This window comes from Bradyrhizobium ottawaense (genome assembly GCF_900099825.1).
In the GTDB taxonomy this organism is placed as follows: Bacteria; Pseudomonadota; Alphaproteobacteria; order Rhizobiales; family Xanthobacteraceae; genus Bradyrhizobium; species Bradyrhizobium ottawaense_A.
The window spans coordinates 7,782,228-7,804,468 of sequence record NZ_LT629693.1 but is presented as its reverse complement, the minus strand read 5'-3'; the positions used below and the strand labels follow the sequence as shown (position 1 = coordinate 7,804,468).

17 protein-coding genes are annotated in these 22,241 nt (G+C 64.5%); 9 read left to right on the top strand and 8 right to left on the bottom strand.

Annotated features, from left to right (window positions below; all coding sequences use genetic code 11):
* The first annotated feature begins 8 nt into the window (after positions 1-8).
* Positions 9-1,208, top strand: a complete 1,200-nt coding sequence (locus tag BLR13_RS36905; protein WP_074829895.1) for a UbiH/UbiF family hydroxylase — start codon at positions 9-11, stop codon at positions 1,206-1,208.
* A 48-nt stretch (positions 1,209-1,256) separates the two neighbouring features.
* On the opposite strand, the gene BLR13_RS36900 is transcribed toward BLR13_RS36905, so the two are convergent.
* Positions 1,257-2,210, bottom strand: a complete 954-nt coding sequence (locus tag BLR13_RS36900) for an AEC family transporter (protein WP_074829897.1) — start codon at positions 2,208-2,210, stop codon at positions 1,257-1,259.
* 123 nt (positions 2,211-2,333) lie between these two features.
* Between BLR13_RS36900 and hspQ the strand changes: the two genes are divergently transcribed.
* Positions 2,334-2,666, top strand: a complete 333-nt coding sequence (gene hspQ / locus BLR13_RS36895; RefSeq protein ID WP_027537766.1) for a heat shock protein HspQ — start codon at positions 2,334-2,336, stop codon at positions 2,664-2,666.
* 87 nt (positions 2,667-2,753) lie between these two features.
* Here the strand turns inward: hspQ and BLR13_RS36890 are convergent, their stop codons facing one another.
* Entirely contained in the window at positions 2,754-3,581 is an 828-nt protein-coding gene (locus tag BLR13_RS36890) for an invasion associated locus B family protein (RefSeq protein WP_074829900.1), read from the bottom strand.
* Between the two features lie 258 nt (positions 3,582-3,839).
* Between BLR13_RS36890 and BLR13_RS36885 the strand changes: the two genes are divergently transcribed.
* From BLR13_RS36885 to BLR13_RS36870, 4 genes are all read left to right on the top strand, one after another.
* The gene (locus BLR13_RS36885) at positions 3,840-5,672 is read left to right on the top strand and encodes an extracellular solute-binding protein (RefSeq protein ID WP_083387677.1); all 1,833 of its coding nucleotides are present in this window, start codon (positions 3,840-3,842) and stop codon (positions 5,670-5,672) included.
* Between the two features lie 18 nt (positions 5,673-5,690).
* Positions 5,691-7,196 carry an AMP-binding protein gene (locus BLR13_RS36880; RefSeq protein WP_074829902.1) on the top strand — a complete coding sequence of 502 codons (1,506 nt, stop codon included), beginning with the start codon at positions 5,691-5,693 and terminating at the stop codon, positions 7,194-7,196.
* A gap of 85 nt (positions 7,197-7,281) precedes the next feature.
* Positions 7,282-8,508 carry a hypothetical protein gene (locus BLR13_RS36875; protein WP_074829905.1) on the top strand — a complete coding sequence of 409 codons (1,227 nt, stop codon included), beginning with the start codon at positions 7,282-7,284 and terminating at the stop codon, positions 8,506-8,508.
* 75 nt (positions 8,509-8,583) lie between these two features.
* Positions 8,584-8,979, top strand: coding sequence for a PRC-barrel domain-containing protein (locus BLR13_RS36870; RefSeq protein ID WP_074829906.1), 396 nt, complete (start codon positions 8,584-8,586; stop codon positions 8,977-8,979).
* Between the two features lie 154 nt (positions 8,980-9,133).
* On the opposite strand, the gene mfd is transcribed toward BLR13_RS36870, so the two are convergent.
* A complete protein-coding gene (gene mfd, locus BLR13_RS36865; protein ID WP_074829908.1) occupies positions 9,134-12,652 on the bottom strand; it encodes a transcription-repair coupling factor in 3,519 nt (1,172 codons plus the stop codon).
* Positions 12,649-12,939: a succinate dehydrogenase assembly factor 2 gene (locus tag BLR13_RS36860; protein WP_074829910.1), complete on the bottom strand. Its 291-nt coding sequence runs from the start codon at positions 12,937-12,939 to the stop codon at positions 12,649-12,651. The genes mfd and BLR13_RS36860 overlap by 4 nt, the downstream gene beginning before the upstream one ends.
* 159 nt (positions 12,940-13,098) lie before the next feature.
* On the opposite strand from BLR13_RS36860, the gene recG reads away from it, so the two are divergent.
* Positions 13,099-15,207 (top strand): ATP-dependent DNA helicase RecG, encoded by a 2,109-nt coding sequence (gene recG, locus BLR13_RS36855; RefSeq protein ID WP_074829912.1) that lies wholly within the window; start codon positions 13,099-13,101, stop codon positions 15,205-15,207.
* A gap of 95 nt (positions 15,208-15,302) precedes the next feature.
* Here the strand turns inward: recG and BLR13_RS36850 are convergent, their stop codons facing one another.
* Positions 15,303-16,070 carry a DUF502 domain-containing protein gene (locus BLR13_RS36850; RefSeq protein ID WP_074829914.1) on the bottom strand — a complete coding sequence of 256 codons (768 nt, stop codon included), beginning with the start codon at positions 16,068-16,070 and terminating at the stop codon, positions 15,303-15,305.
* A 124-nt stretch (positions 16,071-16,194) separates the two neighbouring features.
* Entirely contained in the window at positions 16,195-18,018 is a 1,824-nt protein-coding gene (glmS, locus tag BLR13_RS36845) for a glutamine--fructose-6-phosphate transaminase (isomerizing) (RefSeq protein ID WP_074829916.1), read from the bottom strand.
* Between the two features lie 601 nt (positions 18,019-18,619).
* Here glmS and BLR13_RS40845 point away from each other — a divergent pair.
* Both BLR13_RS40845 and BLR13_RS36840 read left to right on the top strand, forming a co-directional pair.
* Positions 18,620-18,769 (top strand): hypothetical protein, encoded by a 150-nt coding sequence (locus tag BLR13_RS40845; RefSeq protein WP_154070928.1) that lies wholly within the window; start codon positions 18,620-18,622, stop codon positions 18,767-18,769.
* A 260-nt stretch (positions 18,770-19,029) separates the two neighbouring features.
* The gene (locus BLR13_RS36840; RefSeq protein ID WP_074832328.1) at positions 19,030-19,308 is read left to right on the top strand and encodes a hypothetical protein; all 279 of its coding nucleotides are present in this window, start codon (positions 19,030-19,032) and stop codon (positions 19,306-19,308) included.
* Positions 19,309-19,392: 84 nt separating this feature from the next.
* On the opposite strand, the gene BLR13_RS36835 is transcribed toward BLR13_RS36840, so the two are convergent.
* Together BLR13_RS36835 and BLR13_RS36830 are read right to left on the bottom strand one after the other, a co-directional pair.
* Positions 19,393-21,204: an FAD-dependent monooxygenase gene (locus tag BLR13_RS36835; protein WP_074829918.1), complete on the bottom strand. Its 1,812-nt coding sequence runs from the start codon at positions 21,202-21,204 to the stop codon at positions 19,393-19,395.
* A gap of 43 nt (positions 21,205-21,247) precedes the next feature.
* A complete protein-coding gene (locus tag BLR13_RS36830; protein WP_074829919.1) occupies positions 21,248-22,198 on the bottom strand; it encodes a 3-carboxyethylcatechol 2,3-dioxygenase in 951 nt (316 codons plus the stop codon).
* Positions 22,199-22,241 lie beyond the last annotated feature (43 nt).

Here is a 22,241-nt window from a genome sequence, read left to right as displayed (position 1 = left end):
GTCCCGGGATGAACGATACATCGCTAATTTATGACACCGTTGTGATCGGTGGCGGCCCGGCGGGACTGACCGCGGCGATTGCGCTGGCCGGGACCGGTGCAAGAACCGCCCTGCTCGCCCGCCGCGCGCCCTATGCCGACAACCGCACCACGGCGCTGCTCGGCGCGTCGGCCGATCTGCTCGAACGCCTGGACGTCTGGCCGCGCTGCCGGGACAAGGCCGCCGCCTTGAAAACCATGCGCCTCGTCGACGATACCGGCCGGCTGATCCGTGCGCCGGAGGTGCGGTTTTCCTCTGATGAAATCGGGCTCGAACAGTTCGGCTACAACATCGACAATCGCTCGCTGATGGCAGCACTTGAGGAGCGCGCCGCCGAATTGTCCAACCTGACGCGCCACGACGACGAGGCCGCCAGCATCGAACCACATGATGCGGAGGTGTCGATCCGCACCGGCCAGGGCGAGACCCTGACGGCACGGCTGGTGGTCGGCGCCGACGGGCGGCAGTCGCCTTCCCGCGCCGCGGCCGGGATCGAGGTCAGGCGGCGCGACCTGCGTCAATCGGCGCTGACCTTCAACATCGCCCATTCGCACCCCCACAAGAACATCTCCACCGAGTTCCACACGCCGCAGGGCCCGTGCGTGTTCGTGCCCCTGCCCGGCAACCGCTGCAGCGTGGTGTGGGTACAGGCTACGAAGGAAGCCGAACGGCTGATGGCGCTCGGCGACGACGAACTGTCCGAGGCCGCCGAGAGGCAATCCCATTCCATTCTCGGCCGGGTCCAGGTTGAGGCCGGGCGCAACCTGTTTCCGCTGGCGATCGAGAGCCCGAAGCAATTCGCCAGCCACCGGGTCGCCCTGGTCGGTGAATCCGCCCATGTGGTGCCGCCGATCGGCGCACAGGGCCTCAACATGGGACTGCGCGACGCCGCCGACATCGCCGATATCGCCGGCCATGCGATGTCGCTGGGCGAAGACCCCGGTTCGCCGCAGGTGCTGGCGCGCTACCAATCGGCCCGGCGCGCCGACGTCGCCAGCCGCACGATCGCGATCGACATCGCCAACCGTTCGCTGCTCAACGATTTTCTGGCGGTGCAGTCGCTGCGTGCCGCCGGCATGCATTTGCTCGCCTCGTTCGGCCCGTTGCGGCGGCTCGCGATGCGCGAAGGACTTGCGCCTTCATGGAAACGCGTGAGCTCTATAATTTGACGCGTTTTCCTCACGCGAACCGGTATCCACTTCGCTCGAAAACGCTTTTCAAGGAAACACCAGGCGTCCGGTCTGGATGAACCACATCACGCTGGTCAGCGTCACCACCGATGCAAATGTTCCGATCAGGACGGCAACGGATGCCGGCTCGATCCAGGTGTTGTTTTGCCGGGCGATCACGAACACGTTCAACGCCGGTGGCAATGACGCCATCAGCACCGCGGTTGCCGCCCATGGCTGCGCGAACGGCCCGAACAGCAGCATCAATCCGAACACCAGAAGCGGATGAATCAGCAGTTTGATCGCGATCACGCCGGGGACTTCCCATGGCACGCGGTCGAACGGGCGCAGCGCCACGGTAACACCCAGCACGAACAACGCAGTCGGCGCCGCGGCGTTTTGCAAAAACTGCAGCGTCTTGTCGATCGCGACCGGCAATTCAAGATGCAGCGCCGCCGCCAGCGCGCCGGCGGCGGCCGACATGATCAAAGGGTTGAGCACGATCTGCCGCGCCGCGACGCCGATGGCGTGCCACGGCGACGGATGATCGCGATCGGTGAGCGCAATCAACAGCGGCACGATCGAAAACAGGAAGATGCTGTCGCAACAGAAGATCAGCGCTGTCGGTGCCGCCGCCTTGGCGCCGAGCACCGCGAGCGCAAGACCCGGTCCCATGTAGCCGATATTGCCATAGGCGCCGGCAAGTCCCGCCATGGTGGCCTTGCGCAGCGAGAGTTCGCCGATGACCCGGCCGGTGACCATGGCGAGCACGAAGGCCGTCACGGTGCCGAGCGTGGTCGCGATCAGGAATGGCGGGTTGTTCAGTTCCGAGAACGGCGTCCTGGACATGATGCCAAACAACAATGCCGGCAACGAGACATAGAGCAGAAAGAAATTCATCCAGACGAGGCCCGCTTCCGGCAACCCCTTACCTTTGCCGCAGGCGAATCCGATGAAGATCAGGCCGAAATAGGGAATCGCCAGGTTGAGAATATCGGCCATCGCGTAAACGTCTTTTCGTCAGTCATTTCGGGACCATGGCGCCGGGTCCGGCCACCATGCCTGAGGGTTAAATCGTCCTTTTGCCCCTAGCATCGGCCACAATCATGGTCTATTCGACGAGACATGATTAAAGCGCGCACCGCCAAATTTCAGATCGGGCAGATCGTCCGCCACCGGGTGTTCTCGTTCCGCGGCGTGATTTTCGACATCGATCCGGAATTCAACAATACCGAGGAATGGTGGTTGTCGATCCCGGAGGAGGTTCGGCCCCACAAGGATCAGCCGTTCTATCACCTGCTCGCCGAGAATTCGGAGTCCGAATACGTCGCCTATGTCTCCGAGCAAAATTTGCTGCCCGACGATTCCGGCGAGCCGATCCGGCATTCGCAGGTGGCCGAGATTTTCGTGAAGGACAAATCGGGCGGCTACCGCCCGCGCAATCCGTCACTCAACTGATCGTTCATCGATCGTTCGGCTCAACTAATTCGGCCAAACTAAAAAAGGCGCCCGACCGGGCGCCTTTTGTTTATCTCGCGGAGAGCGTTACTTCGCGGCCGGATTTGCAGGAGCGCCCGCCGGCGAATTGGCTTCCAGCTTCTTGCGCGCTTCTTCCGCCCGCTTCTGCAGCTCTTCCTGCAGCTTCTTCTGGTTTTCCTCGAACACCTTCGGATCGGTCGGCGGGCCGTCATAGGCCTTGGCGAATTCGCCGGCCAGCGGCAGCGGCAGCGTCAGCGGTGCGCCGTTGGAATTGATCGCCTGGACCACGAGGTTCTGGCCCTTCTTCAGACTGGCGATCAACTCGGGGGTTGCTTCGTAGTCGGACATGCAACCGTTCTGGAAGCAGATCACGTAAGGGCTCTGCTGCGGCGGATTGGCGTCGACGATGATCCGGGTTCCGTGCACGAGCTGCATGCCGAGCGGCAGCGTCACGCGCAGGATCTTCTTCGGCTCGCCTTCGGGCTCGATGATGACAGCGGCAATGACCGGCTGGCCCGATTCGATACGGCCGTCCTTGCCGGTAAAGCAGACCTGCTTGGCACCGGCATCCTGGCCCTTCAGGCAGAACTTGGTCCAGGGCGCGTAAATCAGCTGGACCTGCTGGTCCGGCGGCTGCGCGCCAGCAGCAGGAGCGCCACTGGCCGGCGGAGCGGCCGGCTGCGCGGCCGGTGCAGGCGCCGCGGCGGGCGCCTTGGGAGCGGCTTTCGGGGCCGCCTTGGCCTTGGGGGCAGCCGCGGGCGCGCCAGGCGCGGGGGCCGGCGTCTGAGCCTGCGCGGCGGAAGCGATCAGCGAGGCCGACAGCGCCGTGGCCGCCAACAAGGCAAAAAACTGCCCATGCGGCCGGACCGACGCGGCCAAGATACGGAAATTCATTGCGGAAAACCCTTTCTGAACGGGAGCGCCCGAAACCGCTGCAGGCACCGACACCTAGCCGTTTGGGCGGCTGTCTCCTAGTCAATTGAGGCGGATACGTGACAGGCGCGGCCGCCGTCGCCAATTGCACGCCTTCAATACAGCGACCGACGAAAAGATCAATGCCGACAGGCATCTTTGGCGTCCGTCACGGCCGGATGCCGGCGCCTATGGTAAAGCTGGGCGGTGTGCATTTCCGAATCAAATCCGCGCGTGCCGATGACCGCCGTTGGAGCGATCCGCTCGGCCTCTTTGGCATGCGTTGCGCTGGCATTCGTCCTGTCGCCGGTCGCGGCCGTCCGCGCGGCGCAGGCCGGCGAAGCTTTCGGGATCGCCATGCACGGCGCGCCGGCTCTGCCCGCGGGTTTTGAGCATATGCCCTACGCCAATCCCGATGCGCCGAAGGGCGGGCGGCTGGTCTGGGGCCTGTCGGGTACCTTCGACAGCCTCAACCCGCTGATCGTCCGCGGTCTTGCGCTTCAGCAGATCCGGGGCTTTGTGGTCGAGAGCCTGATGGCGCGCGGCAACGACGAAGCCTTCACGCTCTACGGCCTGCTGGCCAAAAGCGTCGAGACCGACGATGCGCGAAGCTATGTCACCTTCCATCTCGACCCGCGCGCGCGCTTCTCGGACGGCAAGCCGGTCACCGCAGACGACGTGCTGTTTTCATGGGCGCTGCTGCGCGACAAGGGCCGCCCCAACCACCGCCAGTATTATTCCAAGGTGACAAAGGCCGAAGCGCCGGATCCGCTCACCGTGCGGTTCGACCTTGGCGGTGCCAACGACCGCGAGCTGCCGCTGATCCTGGGCCTGATGCCGGTTTTGCCGCGCCACGCCGTCGATCCCGCGACCTTTGAAGAAACCACCATGGCCGGACCGATCGGCTCCGGTCCTTATCGCGTCAGTGCAGTGAAGCCCGGCGCGAGCGTCACACTGATCCGCAACCCCGATTATTGGGGCCGCGACCTGCCGGTCAACCGGGGCCTGTGGAATTTCGATGAGATCAGGTTCGATTTCTATCGCGAGGCCAACGGCCAGTTCGAGGCGTTCAAGCGCGGGCTGTACGACTTTCGTGTCGAAACCGAGCCGCTGCGCTGGCACGACGGCTATGATTTTCCCGCGGCGCGAACCGGCGACTTGATCCGCGACACCGTCAAGACCGGCATGCCGCAGCCGTCGGAATTTTTGGTGTTCAACACGCGGCGCCCGGTGTTTTCCGACATCCGGGTGCGGCAGGCGCTGACCCTGCTGTTCGACTTCGAATGGATCAACCGCAACTACTTCTTCGGCCTCTATACGCGGTCGGCCGGCTTCTTTGCCGGCTCTGAACTATCCGCCTATGGCCGCAGCCCCGACGATCGCGAGCGCGAACTTCTCAAGCCGTTCGCATCGCACATCCAGCCGGACATTCTCGACGGCAGCTACCGCCTGCCGGTCACCGACGGCTCCGGCCGCGATCGCGCGACCCTACGCAGCGCGCTGACCCTGCTGTCGAAGGCCGGGTACGACCTCGACGGCACCGTGTTGCGGCAGCGTTCAACCAAGGCGCCCCTCACCTTCGAGATCCTGGTCACCACCCGCGATCAGGAACGCATCGCGCTGGCCTATACGCGCGACCTCAAGCGCGCCGGCATCGAGGCCGGCGTTCGCGCGGTCGATCCGGTCCAATTCGACCAGCGCCGGCTCGGTTACGAGTTCGACATGCTGCAGAACCGGTGGGATCAGTCGCTGTCTCCCGGCAACGAGCAATCGTTCTATTGGGGCAGCCAGGCTGCCGACATACCCGGCACACGAAACTACATGGGCGCCAAAGACCCGGCCATCGACACCCTGATTGCCGCGCTTCTGGAGGCACACGAACGACCGGCCTTCATCTCCGCGGTGCGGGCACTGGACCGGACCTTGATGTCGGGCTTCTACGCTATCCCGCTGTTTAACGCAGGCGAGCAATGGATCGCGCGATGGAATCGGATAGAAAGACCTGAGAAGACCTCGTTGACCGGCTATCTGCCGGAAACCTGGTGGCAGAAGCCGGACCCGCAACCGAAATGATTTCATTGAAATGACGCCGTGACCCAGCCCACCGCTTCGCCAACCCTCGACACGTTGTTCAAGCGCGTTCTGTCGCGGCAGCCGGACGCGCTGGCGCTGGTGGATCCGGCCAACAAGGCACGCGTTACCGGCGAAGCACCCAGGCATCTGACCTTTGCGCAGGCCGACCGGATGATCTCGGCGCTGGCGGCGCATTTCATCGAATCCAGTCTGCCTGCGAATTCCGTGATCGCGGTCCAGCTGCCCAATACGGTTGAGTTCGCCCTTACGGTGCTCGCCGCCTACCGCGCCGGCCTCGTCGTCGCCGTGCTGCCGCTGCTGTGGCGGCAGGCGGAACTGACCATGGCGCTCAATCGCACCGCGGCCCGCGCCATCGTCACAACGAGCAGGGTCGACGGCATCCTCTACTCGGATCTGGCCATGAACGCCGCGGCCGAGGCGTTCTCGATCCGCCATGTCTGCGGCTTCGGCACCGATCTGCCCGAAGGCATGTTCTCGCTCGACGATGCGATCACGCGACAATCCACCACCACACGTGCCGTCATCCAGGACGGCCGCAAGGCGGCGCTGATCAGCTTCGACGTGACTTCCGACGGCTTCCGTCCGGTGCCGCGGGCTCATCTCAGCCTGATCGCGGGCGGCCTTGCGATGTCGCTCGAAAGCGACGTGCCGCAGGGCGCCACCGTGCTGTCGGCGTTCGCGCCGATGTCGGTTGCCGGCCTCGCCTCCTCGCTGGTGGTGTGGCTGTTGTCGGGCGGAACGCTGGTGCTGCATCACCCGTTCGACGAGGACGTGCTGGAACAGGAAATCATCGAGCATTCCTGCGATACCTTGATCGTGCCGGCCCAACTGGCGTTGCGGCTGGACGAACTCGATCTCGCCGCGCGCATGCCGAGCCTGCGCAATGTCATCGGCCTCTGGCGCGCGCCGGAACAGGTCGCCTCCAGCGCGAGTTGGTCCGCGCGACGGGCCACGCTGACCGACGTTTACCTGTTCGGCGAGGCCGGATTGTTCGGCGCACGCCGGACTGCTGAAGACGGTTCGCCCGCTTTGATCAAGCCTGGCCCGCACGGCGCGCCGCGCGAACTGCCGGGCACCTCGATCGCGGGCGAGATCCTGCTGACACCGCGGGGTACGCTCGGATTGCGCGGACCGATGGTGCCGGTCGCCGCCTATGCGCCGCCACCGCCGCCGAGCGACTCCCTGATCGCACCGCCGCCACGCGATTTCGTTGACACCGATTACGCCGCGCGGCTCGACCGCGCGACCGGCGCGCTCAATATCACCGCGCCGCCATCGGGCATCATGGCGGTCGGCGGCTACCGCTTCCTCGCGCAGGATCTGCAGGAATGGGCGCGGCGGCTCGGCCAAGGCGCGCTGCTGACCGCCCTTCCCGACCGCCTCAGCGGCCACCGGCTTGCCGGTCGTGCCCATGACCATGGCCGCGCCCGCGACGCACTTGCGGAACTCGGCCTTAACCCGTTGATGGTCGAGGCATTTCGCGATCGCACCAATACCGCGTGAGGACCACCGGAAGGCACATGTTGACGCGCCATTAAGCCCGGCAAACTAGGATCATGCGTTCCACGCGTCATCCGAGTTTGTCAGAATGTCCCAGCAAGGCCCGATCCTCGTCGTATCGACCGCACAGCGGCCGTCTTTTGCCGACGCACTTGACGTCGCCAAGCTGTTTCCGGTCATCGAGGTCGAATGGGCGGACGCAGCACGCGCGGTGGACCAAGTGCAGCCGGCCGCGGTCATAGCCGCTTTGTCCGAAATCGATGAGGCCGGTTTTTCGGCGTTGGCGGCGCGCGTGGCCGCGCGCCAGCCCTATCTGCCGCTGATCGCGATCGATCCGCAGATGGCGCTTCCTGACAACGCCATTCCGTTCTTTCAAATCCAGGGGCACTCCGGTCGCCTGATCGCGCGGTTGGGCGTGGCGCTGCGGATCCGCTCATTGCATGCGACCGTGATGCGCCGTCAGATTCCGGCGGCGTCGATCGCCCTGTCCGATATCGATTTGGCGCGCGAGGCAACGGTGCTGCTGATCGGTCGCGGCGGCGCCTATCCCACATTGTCCGTCACGCTCGGCGAACGAACCGGCGTCGTCGGCGCGCTCTCGATCGAAGCCGCGGCGAACCATCTCAACGTCAGGGACATCGACGGCATCGTGCTCGCCGAGGGCTTCAGCGCGCGCGTGGTCGACGCCTTCCTCACCGTGTTGGCGGAGGACTCCCGCTTCCGGCATCTTCCGGTGGTCGTGACATCAGGCGACCTGGCGCCGGCCTATGATCTGCCGAACCTCGAAATCGTCTCCGGCGAGGCCGCACAGGTGGCCGCGGCCGTGTTGCCGCTGATCCGCCAGCACGCCTTCGAAGCCGGCTTGAGCCGGACACTGAAGTCGATCGATGCCGATGGCCTCGTCGACGTCCAGAGCGGCCTGTTGACATCAGACGCTTTCGATCGCGATTTCGCCAGCGCCGTCTATCAGACGCAGCAACGCGGCGGCGGATTATCGGTGGCCCGCTTCGCCTTCGATCCCGCGCATCCCCGCGCCCAGATCGACGGCGCGCGGATCATCAGCCGCCTGATGCGGCAGATGGATTTTGGCGCCATTCAGGACGGCGGATCGGTTATCGTCGCCTTTGCCGAAACCGACCTGAAGACGGCGCACGCCATCGCACGGCGGCTGTCGAGCGTGATGCGCCACACCAGCTATGGTCCTCGCGACGCACGATCGGAACCCGTCGTGACGGTCGCGACGTTGTTGCCGAAGGATTCGGCGAAGTCGCTGCTGTCGCGGCTCGAGGAAGAAGCGCAGCGCGCCGCGTCGTAGATGTTCCGTCACATCCGATGGAACAACCATGCATGTCCTGCATTGTAGAGCATCATTTCTACACTGGAGGACGACATGAAGAAGATTGCACTTATCACGACCGCGCTGGCCCTGCTGGCAAGCCCGGTTCTCGCCGAGGAAGCCAAGACCGTCGGCACCGCGCCGGCCGAGGCCAAATTCTCGACGGTCGCCGGCAACGAGATGTTCTCGTCGAAGCTGAAGGGCCTGAACGTCTATAACCAGAAAGACGAGTCGGTCGGCGAGATCACGGATATCGCGATCAAGAACAACGCCGTCGACGCGCTGATTCTTTCGGTCGGCGGATTCCTCGGCATGGGCGAGCACTATGTCGCCGTGTCGCCGTCCTCGGTGAACGTGAGGCACGACGCCAAGAACGACAAGTGGGTGGCATCGATGAACACCACCAAGGAAGCCCTGAAAGCCGCGCCGGAATTCAAGTATCCCAAGTAAGCAATAACTTCGCCACGTGAGAACGGCCGCCGGCGGCAACGCCGGCGGCTGTTTTGCGTGTGCTTCGTAGGGTGGGCAAAGGCGCACCGCGCCGTGCCCACCGTCTTTGCGAATGGTGGGCACGCTTCGCTTTGCCCACCCTACGATCAACGACTTACGCCGCCTTCTTGTTCTCCGCGAGATTGGCGAGCTGGCGCAAGATCTCGGTGGTGCCCATCAGCCGCTCTTCCGGCGTCTTCCACACCTGCAGGAACACCACCTTCATGTCCGGGCGTACTTTCGCGGCCTGGCCATGCTGGCGGATGAAGAACACCAATCTATCGGGCTGGGCGAACTTGTTCTCACGGAAGGTGATGACCGCGCCCTTCGGCCCGGCATCGACCTTCTCGACATTGGCCCGGCGGCAATAGGCCTTGATCGCCGCCACCTTGAACAGATAGCGCACCTCGTCCGGCAGCACGCCGAAACGATCGCGCATTTCGGCGGCGAAATTGTCGATCTCATCGTCGGTCTCGAGATCGGCCAGCCGGCGATACAGCGACAGCCGCACCGCGAGGTCGGCGACATACTCCTCGGGGATCAGCACCGGCATGCCGATGGTGATCTGCGGTGACCAGCGGTCGGCGGCGGGCTCCGACACGCCGGCCTTGAGGTTGAGGATCGCCTCCTCCAGCATCGATTGATAGAGCTCGAAGCCGACTTCCTTGATGTGGCCGGACTGTTCCTCGCCGAGCAGATTGCCGGCGCCGCGAATATCCAGATCGTGCGAGGCGAGCTGGAAACCCGCGCCCAGTGTTTCCAGCGACTGCAGCACCTTGAGCCGCCGTTCGGCTTGGGCTGTAATCTTCTGCTGCGCCGGCAGCGTGAACAGCGCATAAGCCCGCAGCTTCGAACGTCCGACCCGGCCGCGCAGCTGATAGAGCTGCGCCAGCCCGAACATGTCGGCGCGGTGCACGATCAACGTATTGGCCGTGGGAATATCGAGCCCGGATTCGATGATCGTGGTCGACAACAGGATATCGTATTTGCCGTCGTAGAACGCCGACATGATATCTTCGATCACGGTCGGCGGCATCTGGCCGTGAGCGACCGCGACCTTCATTTCCGGCACGCTCTTGTCGAGGAAATCCTTGACGCTGGCGAGATCCTCGATCCGCGGCACCACATAGAAGGCCTGGCCGCCGCGATAGCGTTCGCGCAGCAGCGCTTCGCGGATCATCAAGGGATCGTGCGGTGCGACGAAGGTGCGCACCGCGAGCCGGTCGACCGGCGGCGAGGCAATGATCGACAGATCGCGCACGCCGGTCAGCGCCAGTTGCAGCGTGCGCGGGATCGGAGTGGCGCTCAGCGTCAACACATGGACCTGCGCGCGCAACTGCTTCAGCCGTTCCTTGTGGCTGACGCCGAAATGCTGCTCCTCGTCGACGATCAGCAAGCCCAGATCCCTGAACTTGATCGCCTTGCCGAGCAGCGCATGGGTACCGACGACGATGTCGACATTGCCATCGGTCAGCCCCTTCTTGACCAGCGTCATCTCCTTGGGCGGGATCAGGCGCGAGGCCTGCGCGACATTGACCGGGAATCCACGGAAGCGCTCGGCAAAATTCTTGCTGTGCTGCCGCGCCAGCAGCGTGGTCGGCACCACCACGGCGACCTGCTTGCCGTCGAGGGCAACCGCAAACGCCGCGCGCAGCGCCACCTCGGTCTTGCCGAAGCCGACGTCGCCGCAAATCAGCCGGTCCATCGGCCGGCCGCTTTCGAGGTCCTTCAGCGTGGCTGTGATGGCGCCGAGCTGGTCCTCGGTTTCCTCATAGGGGAAGCGCGCACAGAATTCGTCATAGACATGCGGCTGCACCGGCATTTTCGGCGCCTCGTGCAGATGCCGTTCGGCCGCGATCTTGATCAGTTCGCCGGCGATCTCGCGGATCCGGTTCTTCAGCTTGGCCTTGCGCGCCTGCCAGCCGCCGCCACCCAACCGGTCGAGTTCGACATTGGCGTGATCGGAGCCGTAGCGCGACAGCAGCTCGATATTTTCGACCGGCAGAAACAGTTTGGTTTCGGCGGCATAATGCAGCTCGAGGCAGTCATGCGGCGCGCCGCCGACCTCGATGGTCTGCAGACCGACAAATCGCCCGATACCGTGCTCGACATGCACCACGAGGTCGCCGGTCGCGAGACTCGTCACCTCGGAGATGAAGTTGTCGAGCTTGCGGCTGGATTTGCGCGGTCGCACCAGGCGGTCGCCCAGAATGTCCTGTTCGCTGATGACGGCGACGTCGTCGGTCTCAAAGCCGCTTTCCATGCCGACCACCGCCAGCATGGCCTCGTTGCGCGGTGTGGCCTGCACCGTGCGCCAGGTGTTGACGCTGGTGAGGTTGAGCAGCTTGTGATCCCGCAGCATGCTGCCCATGCGGTCGCGCGAGCCTTCGCTCCACAGCGCGATCACCACCTTCTTGCGTTGCGCCTGCAACGCCAGCACATGCGCCACCACGGATTCGAACACGTTGACCGCGGTGTCGGCACGCTCGGGCGCAAAGCTGCGACCGGCGCGGGCACCGGCGTCAATCACGTCGGCGCCGTCGTCGGGCACCGCGAACGGCGTCAGCCGCGCCAATGCGGCTTCGCCCAGCCGTTCCGTCCATTCGGCATCGGTCAGATAGAGCCGGTCCGGCGGCAAGGGCTTGTAGATCGCGCCGCCGCCGGGATGGTCCAACGCCTCGCGCCGCGCCTCATAGTAGTCCGCAATCTGCTTGAACCGCTCGCGCGCGGCATCCTCGGCCTGCGGCTCGATCGCGACGACGGCGCCGTCGAGATAGTCGAACAGCGTGTCCATCCGCTCCTGGAACAGCGGCAGCCAATGCTCCATGCCGGGGTGACGGCGGCCTTCGCTGACGGCTTCGTAGAGCAGATCGTCGCGCTGCGGCGCGCCGAAGGTCGCGACATAGCCCATGCGAAAGCGGCGGATGGTTTCGGTGACGAGCTGGAATTCCGAAATCGGAACCAGGTCGAGCGCGCGCATGTCGAGCAGCGTGCGCTGGGTTTCCGCATCGAAGGTGCGGATCGATTCCAGGCTGTCGCCGAAAAAGTCGAAACGCACGGGCTGTTCGAGCCCGGCCGGAAACAGGTCGAGGATGCCGCCGCGCACGGCATATTCGCCGGGTTCGCGCACGGTCGACGAGCGGTTGTAGCCGTTGTGCTCGAGCCAGGCGACGATCGAGTCCATCGGCACGACATGGCCGGAGGCGACCGACAGCGCCTGCGCCGCGACGACCTCGCGCGCCGGCACCCGCTGGACGACGGCGTTGACCGTCGTCAGTACGATCAGCGGCTTGTCGCTGCCCTTCAGGCGCGCCAGCCGCGCCAGCGTCGTCAGGCGCTGCGCCAGGATGCCGCCATGCGGCGATACCCGGTCATAGGGCTGGCAGTCCCAGGCCGGAAACTGCATGACAGGCAGGTCGGGCGCAAAAAACTCCAACGCGCGCGCCAGTTGCTGCATCCGGGGACCGTCGCGACAGACCACGGCAAGGCTTACCGCCGACGGCTTTGGCTTGGCCGCAACCGCGCGCGCGAGATCGGCGACGACAAGCCCTTCGGCGCCCTCGGCGACGTTGGCGAAGGTCAGCGCACGGCCGGGGACGAGCAGCGTGGCGGGCGATTTGGCAGGCGATTTCATGCGTCGTGTTCCACCGCGCGAAACGCCTTGATGCGGTCGTACAGCGCACTGGCATATTCCGGCGCCAGCGGCTTGTCGCCGGTCAGCGCGGCATAGAGGTCGGGATCGGGCACCTCGATCAGGTGCTCCAACTGTGTCAGCTCGCCCTCGGTCAGGCCGGCGATCTCGACATCGGCAAAGCGGCCGAGGATCAGGTCCATCTCGCGGGTACCGCGATGCCAGCAGCGAAACAGCAGCCGCTTGCGGCGATCGTCGAGGCCGCTGCTTGATCGTGTCGATCCCGTCATTTCGTCGATCCCATCCGAACGCCAAAAGCCCGGACGTGCCGGGCGGGCTTGATATAGCGGCCGGGACCGACGATGTCAGCCCTAACTATTCGCCGATTTATCACCTGTATCGTCATTGCCGGGCTTGACCCGGCAATCCATCCTCTTGAAGAGGGATGTATGCGCCCTGCACTGCTCAATCCCCTGTTTGCGCCGGTCACGACCCTGGCCGGCGTCGGACCGAAGCAGGACAAGCTGCTGCAATATCTGCTCAGCCGCAACGAGACCCCGCGGCTGGTCGATTTGCTGCTGCATCTGCCGGCCAGCGTCATCGACCGCCGGGCCCGGCCGAAGATTCGCGACGCCGTGCAGGGAACCGTGGTGACGCTGGAGGTCACCGTCGATCGGCATCGCCCGCCGCCGCCGCGCAATGCGCGGGCGCCCTTTCTGGTCTATGCCAGCGACGATACCGGCGACGTGGTGCTGACGTTTTTCCGGGCCAAGCCCGGCTATGTCGAAAAACTGCTGCCGGTCGGCGAGAAGCGCTACGTTTCCGGCACGCTGCAGATGTATGACGGCATCCCGCAGATCGTGCATCCCGACCGCATCATCGACGAAGCCGGCTTTGCCAAACTCACGGGCATCGATCCCGTCTATCCCCTGACCGAAGGCCTGGCGCTCGGCTCGCTGCGCCGGGCGATCGCGCAGGCGCTGATAAAACTGCCCGATCTGCCGGAATGGATCAGCCCGGACGTGCTGCGCCGCTGCAAGTTTCCGCCGGTCCGGGAGGCGCTGAACCGCGTCCATGTCCCGGTCGAACTGACGGACATCCTGCCCGACGGCCCGTTCTGGTCCCGGCTCGCCTTCGACGAACTGCTCGCCGGTCAACTGGCGCTGGCACTGGTCCGCGCGCAACTGCGACGTCCCGCGGGTGACCGCCACGCCGGCGACGGCCATCTGCGCAGCAAAATCATCGACGCGCTGCCCTACGCGCTGACGACGTCGCAGCGCGATGCGGTGGCCGCCATCACCGAGGATCTGCGCCAGCCGGTACGGATGCTGCGCCTGCTGCAGGGCGACGTCGGATCGGGCAAGACGGTGGTGGCGCTGCTGGCCGCAGCGGCCGTCATCGAGGCCGGCAAACAGGCGGCGCTGATGGCGCCGACCGAAATTTTGGCGCGCCAGCACATCAAGACCATCACCCCGCTCGCCGAACGCGCGGGGCTTAGGGTCGCCATCCTCACCGGCCGCGAGAAGGGCAAGGAGCGCCGCGAGATCCTGGCGCAGCTCGAGGCCGGCGAGATCGATTTTCTGGTCGGCACCCATGCGCTGATCCAGGACGACGTGGTGTTCAAGGCGTTGGCGCTGGCCGTGGTCGACGAGCAGCATCGGTTCGGCGTCCGCGAGCGGCTGGCGCTCACCAACAAGGGCGAAGCCGTCGACGTGCTGGTGCTCAGCGCCACGCCGATCCCGCGCACACTGGTGCTGACATATTTTGGCGACATGGACGTCAGCGAATTGCGCGAGAAGCCGGCCGGCCGCCAGCCGATCGATACCCGCGCAGTTCCGAACAGCCGGCTCGACGAGGTCATCGACGGCGTCGGCCGCGCGCTGAAGGCCGGCAAGCTGGTGTACTGGATCTGTCCGCTGGTCGAGGAATCCGAGGCCGAGGGCACCGAGCATCTCACAAACGCCACCGAGCGCTTCGAACGCTTGCGGGAACGGTTCGGCGACAAGGTCGGCCTGGTGCATGGCCAGATGAAGGGCACCGACAAGGACCGCGTGATGGCGCAGTTCGCCGCGCACGAGATCGGGCTTCTGGTCGCCACCACCGTGGTCGAAGTCGGCGTCGACGTTCCCGCCGCCTCGATCATGGTGATCGAGAACGCCGAACGTTTCGGGCTGGCGCAATTGCATCAGCTGCGCGGCCGGATCGGGCGCGGCTCCGAAGCCTCGACCTGCCTGCTGCTCTACAAGGAGCCGCTCGGCGAGATGTCGACGGCGCGGCTGAAGGTGATCCGCGAGACCACCGACGGTTTTCGGATCGCCGAGGAGGACCTGAAGCTGCGCGGCGAAGGCGACGTGCTCGGCATCCGCCAGAGCGGCCTGCCCGGCTATCGCATCGCGCGCTCCGAGGTCCACGGCCAGCTCATCACGCAGGCCCGCGACGAGGCGCTGCGCATCCTGAAGGACGATCCGAAGCTCAAGGGCGAACGTGGCGAAGCGCTGCGCTGTCTGCTGTATCTGTACGAGCGCGACGAGGCGGTGCCGCTGATCGGGGCTGGGTGATCGTTGTTGTCATTCCGGGATGGTCCGAAGGACCAGACCCGGAATCTCGAGATTCCGGGTTCGATGCTTCGCATCGCCCCGGAATGACAGTGGCCCTACTCCACCTTCGCAGGCTGCAGCGAGGCCGAATTCGCCACCCGCGCGGCGTTGGCCATACCGGCCAATGCGGCGACCTTCTTCTGTGAATCCGAGCCGGGCTGCACCACGCCGGCCGACATGATCAGGGTCGCGGCATCTTCGGCGCTCATGTCGACTTCGATGATCTTGCTTCGCGGCACATAGAAAAAGAATCCGGTGGTCGGGTTCGGCGCGCAGGGCAGGAACACCGAGACTTGTTCCTCATTGCCCGGCAGCTTGTTGGCGATCTCGACGCTTGGCGGTTGCGAGATCAGCACGATCGACCACATCCCCGGCGACGGGAATTCGACCAGCCCGACGCGGCGGAAGCTCGATCCCGATCCCGAGAACAGCGTCTCGAACACCTGCTTCAGGCCGCGATAGATCGCCCGCACCACCGGCATCCGCCCCAGCAGCCGCTCGCCGAGATCGACCAGCGTGCGCCCGATCAGATTGGCGGTGAGGAAGCCCAGCAGCGTCAGCGCGATCACGGCGACGATCAGGCCCGAGCCCGGCAGTCCGAACGGCAGGTAGGTTTCCGGCCGGTAGGCTGTCGGAACGAAGGGACGGACGAGATTGTCGACCCAGTTCACGAACCACCAGGTCAGGTAAAAGGTGATGGCGATCGGGCCTGCGACGATCAGCCCGGTCAGGAAATAGTTCCGGAACCGGGCCATCAGCCCGCGCGGGTGTTCCGGTTGGGTGTCTTCGGGGGGAGCGGTCGGGGGCAGTTCTTCGCGGTTCATTGCGGTTCCAGATGGTCGGACGGCCATTATATCTATCGCCACAGGGGAGCAGACGCCCCTGTTGCCAGCTAAGCCATCCTAGCAGGTTTTTGAAGGGCCAGCGTGACAGCCAATCGGCCTACGCTTATTCGACGGTTACCGATTTCGCGAGATTTCGCGGCTGGTCGACGTCGGTGCCCATCACCACGGCGGTATGATAGGCCAACAGCTGCACCGGGATCGCGTAGACCATCGGCGTAAATGTCGCAGCCATGTCGGGCAAAATGATCGTGACCAGGGACTCGATGGTGGCCTCCGCCGCCCCCTTGGCATCGGTCATCAGGATGATATTGCCGCCGCGAGCGGCCACTTCCTGCATGTTGGAGACGGTCTTCTCGAACACCCGGTCATGCGGCGCGATCACCACGACCGGCATGTTCTCGTCGATTAGCGCGATCGGCCCGTGCTTGAGTTCGCCGGCCGCATAGCCCTCGGCGTGAATGTAGGAGATTTCCTTCAGCTTCAGCGCGCCTTCCAGCGCCAGCGGATAGCTGGTGCCGCGGCCGAGATAGAGCACGTCCTTGGATTTCGAAATCTCGCGCGCCAGCTTTTCGATCTGCGGCTCGATGGTCAGCGCCTGCGCCATCAGGCGCGGAATTTCGATGAGGCCATGAACGAGCTTGGCTTCGTCGGCATCCGACAATTCGCCCCTCGCCTTGCCGGCGGCAACCGCCAGCGCGGCCAGCACCATCAACTGGCAGGTGAAAGCCTTGGTCGAGGCGACGCCGATTTCGGGGCCGGCCAGCGTCTGCAGCACGGTCTCGCTCTCGCGCGCGATCGTCGAGGTCGGAACGTTGATCACCGAAAGTGTATAGGCGCCCGCCGCCTTGGCGTAGCGCAGCGCCGCCAGCGTATCGGCGGTCTCGCCGGACTGCGAAATGAAGATCGCAAGATCGCCCTTGCGCAGCGGCGCCTCGCGGTAACGGAATTCGGAGGCGACATCGATCTCGACCGGTACGCGGCCGAGCCGCTCGAACCAGTATTTGGCGACATAGCCGGCATAACTCGCGGTGCCGCAGGCGACGATCGAGATGCGCTGGATATCCTTGAAGTCGAACGGCAGCTTCGGCAGCAGCACGCGTTCGCTCGCCATATCGACATAGCGCGCCAGCGTGTGGCCGACCACTTCCGGCTGCTCGTGGATTTCCTTGGCCATGAAGTGGCGGTAGTTCGCCTTGTCGACCAGGAACGACGACGCGCCCGACTTCAGCACTTCGCGATTGGCGACGACGTTATTCTCGTCGTAGATCACACTGATTTCGCGCGACAGCACCACCCAGTCGCCGTCCTCGAGATAGCTGATGGTGTCGGTGAACGGCGCCAGCGCGATCGCGTCGGAGCCCAGATACATCTCGCCGTCGCCGTGGCCGACCGCGAGCGGCGAACCCTTGCGGGCGCCGATCATCAGATCGCTATGGCCGGCGAACACGAACGCCAGCGCGAACGCGCCGCGCAGTTGCGGCAAGGACTTCTTCACCGCCTCCTGCGGCGTGTCGCCCTTGAGCAGATAGGAATTGACGAGATGCGCGACGACCTCGGTATCGGTCTCGCTGGAGAATTTGGCGCCCTGCTTCTCGAGCATGGCGCGCAGTTCGCGAAAATTCTCGATGATGCCGTTATGCACGACGGCGACGTTTTCGGTCGCATGCGGATGCGCGTTGCTTTCGGTCGGCTTGCCGTGGGTGGCCCAGCGGGTGTGGCCGATCCCGGTATGGCCGCCGAGCGGCTCGGCCTGCAGCCGCTTTTCCAGGTTCTTGAGCTTGCCCTCGGCGCGGCGGCGCGCCAGGTGATCGCCTTCCAGCGTGGCGACGCCTGCGGAATCGTAACCGCGATATTCCAGGCGTTTGAGCGAATCCACCAGCAGCTCCGCGACCGGGCTGCGTCCGAGAATGCCGACAATGCCGCACATGCGGTTGAATATCCCCAAATCGTCGAAAATTCGCCAAATCAGCGCCCGGTTCTCTTAACGAAAAACGGCGCCTTCCAGATACTCAATAATTATTGCGGATTGAGACAGCGTTAAACAGAAAGCTTAATAAGCAGGCCAACCCGGGCATTGACCCCTTATATCATGCTGACGGCCTGTGAGTCCGCGATCTCGCGGCATGATCTGCCCGAGGTTTGCTCTAGTCTTGCCCTCCAAATCAGAGGGCGCAGGGAAGACCGGGTGCGCGCCGCACCCACGGTCTCATGTGCGTGTTGCACAAGAATAGGCTGCACATGAGCATACAGGTTTGGCGGAAGCCTCCAGCCTTCCCTGCGCAATGGCTTTACGGCTTATACGAGATCGTCCTGGTGACCCTGCTTTTTGTGACACCATCGCTCTTGGGCAGCGTTGGCCGCCTTCGAACTTGACGCCTGCATCGGGGCGTCGGACCCAAACGATTTCACCGTACGCAACGGATGCGCTCGTCTCTCGCACCATCGCGTCCACCGCTCCCTGCCCCGCGTTTGCGACGACGGCCGACGCCCCTCTGGTGGGACAGGATGCGCGGAGTTGTGGAGTTGATTTGCCCGACGAGGCAACGGAAATATTTTTGCGCGAAGGGCTGGACAGACTTTTGGTGATTTGCCCGTCGGGTTACTTTGTCGCAGCCGTGCGCCGCAATTTTTTGCTTGCGCCGGAGGCCGAAGCAGTAGCTGCGGCTGACCTGCACTAGACCCGCACGCCGCACAGCGCGCAAATGATTGTCGCGGAGATGAGGGCCGCGACGGTCAACCCAGCCTGCCAGACACGACAAGCGATCGTGGCATTGACGCGATGGGTGATCATCACGACCCGCAGTCCCGACACGAGATGCGTCTCAAACGCGAATTTTATTTAGAGGCTCAGGCGCGAGCTACGACCAAAGCCATTTGTTGATAGTTCGGTAATCTTATCCCTTCAAGATTCCGACAGTTAGTTGCGTTGGAGTACCCCGTGGACAATTTTGACGACCTGCGTGACCTCGCAGCGGACGTTCGCGCATTCATTGAAAGTTCCAGAGACCCAGCCGCCGCATTGAGAGATGTTGTCGCGGCTTATGACGTTGTCCTGGGTATTTACCCGTCCGACGACGGAATGGGGCTTCACGTCGTTAAGGGAGGTAGCCTCCTCGACCGCCTCGCTACCCTTCAGTCAAACGCCCTGTATACGCACACCGCCGTAGCCGTTCAGAACCGGGAACAGGCGGTGCAGCTTCAGGCGTTGATTGCTTAAAGGCCTTGGCGCTGACATGGGCGCCGCCAACATGCGACAGATGACAGCAATTCAGTGATTTGGCCGACAGGCAAATCGGTTCTGTCACGCAAACAGCGGCGTGCCGCTGGGCTTCGACGGTTCGGGCTGCTTCTCCCGCGAGATCGCCGAGAAGTTCGGCAGATCGAGAACAGCACGGATCGCCGCGCTCAGTCTCTCTTCGGCGTCCCCAACGTCGGACGTCCCTTCCCTGTCCCGCCAGGCCACCACGCCGTCCGGTCGCACCAGCAGCGCGCCGGCTTCCTCGATCTCGCGCAGGCGTTGCCACTCGCAGTAGAGGTCCTGCGCTTCGGGCGAGCCGGTCACGACGACGCGCAGGAACGGAAGATCGAGACGGCGGACGGCGTCGCGCCATGCGGTACCGGCAAGACCGGTCACGACGGTGAAGAGACCCTTTCCGGTCACGTCCAGCGTCGAGATGCGCCTGCCGTCCGAACCGACCAGCCACGCATGCGGGATCTTGGCGCCCGGTCGCGTGGTCGGCTGATGGTAGAGATCGCGGTCACGGCGCCATGTTTCCGGCTCGGCCGCCTTGTTTGGAATGACGGCTGCGGATTCGTAGCGCTGGTTCATCTCGACGCCCTGGGCGTTGAACTCGGTCTGCTTGAGGTCGAGCGCCGTCTGAACCGCCTTGCGGGCCGCGACACCCTCCGGACCGGGATCGCGAAAGCGCGCGATGCCCGCGGCGACCGGGTTGTCCGCGCCCTGGACCCGGAAACAGGCGTTGAACGGCGCGTAGTCGAGCCGCGATTGGTTCGCGCGCTGCACGACCTGTTTTCCGACCGGCGCCCGCTCCTGCGAATAGCTCTCCAGCAGTTTCGGGCCGGCCCAGCCCTTGACGGCGTAAGCGAGTTTCCAACCGAGGTTGTGGCCGTCCTGCACGCAGGTGTTGTTGCCGAGGCCGCTCGATGGCGGATGCCGGTGGACGGCATCGCCGCCGCAGAACACGCGTCCCCGGGAATACTGGGTCACATACGCCTGGTTGATGTACCAGACCGACGTCCGCACGATGTCAGGATCGATCGCGGGATCGCCGATCAGAATTTTGATCTTTTCGCGGATGCTGCTTTCGGAGAGATCGGGATCGCCCTTGTTGATGTCGAAGCCCCAGCCGGCGATCCATTGCGTCCACGGCCGCACGGCGCGAAGCAGCCCCATCCCGATCTCGCCAAAACTCGCATCCGGCGTGACGATCCAGTTCAGGATGCTGGGACGATGTCGGCTGTATCTGGAAAGATCGGCGTTGAAGATCGTGTAGACCGTGCCCGCGCGCGCCATCCGCCCTTCGATGGGAAGGTCGAGATGCTCGACTACCGACGATCGCGCGCCGTCGGCGCCGACCATGTAGCGCGCCCGAACCGTGTACTCCCGTCCGTCCAGCCGGTCGCGCAGGACGGCGGTGACGCCATCGGAATCCTGCGCGTGACTGACATATTCGGTGTTGAACGCGAACGTGGCGCCTTTTTCGGCCGCCTTCTGAAACAAAATGGGTTCGAGCAACGGCTGGATGATATCCACCATGCCGCACGGGCTGGCGCGAAGGTAATCGCCGCGCCGGTCGTCTCCGGTACCCCACGTCCGCATCCGGATCAGTTCGGGTCCGGCGAGGCTGGTGGTGAACGTCGTGTCGCCCATCAGCTCCCACGGGCTCGCGTATCGCGCCACGTCCTCCGCGATGCCGAGGTCGCGGAAGACCTCGTTGGCGCGCTGGTTGGTGATGTGGGCGCGCGGGCTGTCGGCCATCCAGTTGCCGCGCGACACGATGTGGCAGCGCACGCCGGAATTCGCCAGCGCCAGCGCCGTGGTCGAACCGGTCGGACCGGCGCCGATGATGAGCACGTCGGTTTCGTATGCCATATGTGCCTCTGCGGTTGCTCACCGACTTAGCGCGGAAACGTCGTCAGTGCGAGGTGTCCGCTTGCCGTGCGGCCATCATCGCCATGCCGGTGATCCAGCCGGGGATCGCTTCGTAGAATTCCTGCTCCATGGTGAAGTGGCCGCCCGCTCCGAGCGCGGCGAAGGCTGAGACCCAGGCGAGAACCTCGTTGGCGCCGCGGCCGGCGGTCTCGCGCACTTGATCGGTATCGAGCGCATCCGCCCGCCAGATCTGGCCGCTGCGCAGGATCTTCATCACCTCTTCGTCCCACTTGGGATTGAGCGGCTTGCAGGGTCCGTTGCCGGCTTCGGCGAGAACAGCCGCCTCAAGCACGCGCTTTTCTCGCGCCTGCTTGGCTTCCGAAGACGGATTGCGTCCATTGATGAGGCGCTCGCGGACCTCGGGCGGAGCGTCCCTGATCGATGGCAGCGGCGGATCGTGCGACAGGCCGCCGGAGGCGGCGAACAGCACGCGCTTACCCGACTTTGTCGCAAAACGGCCGACGGATTCTCCGAGCTGCCGGGCACGCCGATAAGTCGGAATGGGCGGTGCTGCGGCATTCACGAAGATCGGCAGGATCGGTACCGATCTGAAATCGCCCAGCACGGCTTCCCACATCTGGACAAAACCATGATCGACCGGCATGCGGTACGACACCGCGACGTCGAAATCGTCAGCCCTGACGTGATCCACCAGCGCCAGCGCCGTCTGTTCGGGAACGTCGAGCGGACCGGTGCCGCCGCCCCAGTCGCCGAGCGATACCGCGCCCGCACCGACGCAGAACGACGGCATCAGGTCGTAGAAGAAGCCGTTGAAATGATCGGGCGCGAACTGGATGACGTAGTCGGGTTGGAACGCTTTGACGAAGGCGCCGAGCCGCTCGAACGCCGTTCGAACCCGTTGCTCGGTTTCGTTGCTGGCCGGCCCCCGGTACATCAGGGGCGTATGCGATGCGCAGACGATAGCAACTGACATGATCTGTTTCCTCTGGACGCGGATGACGGTTGTCGATCGGGTG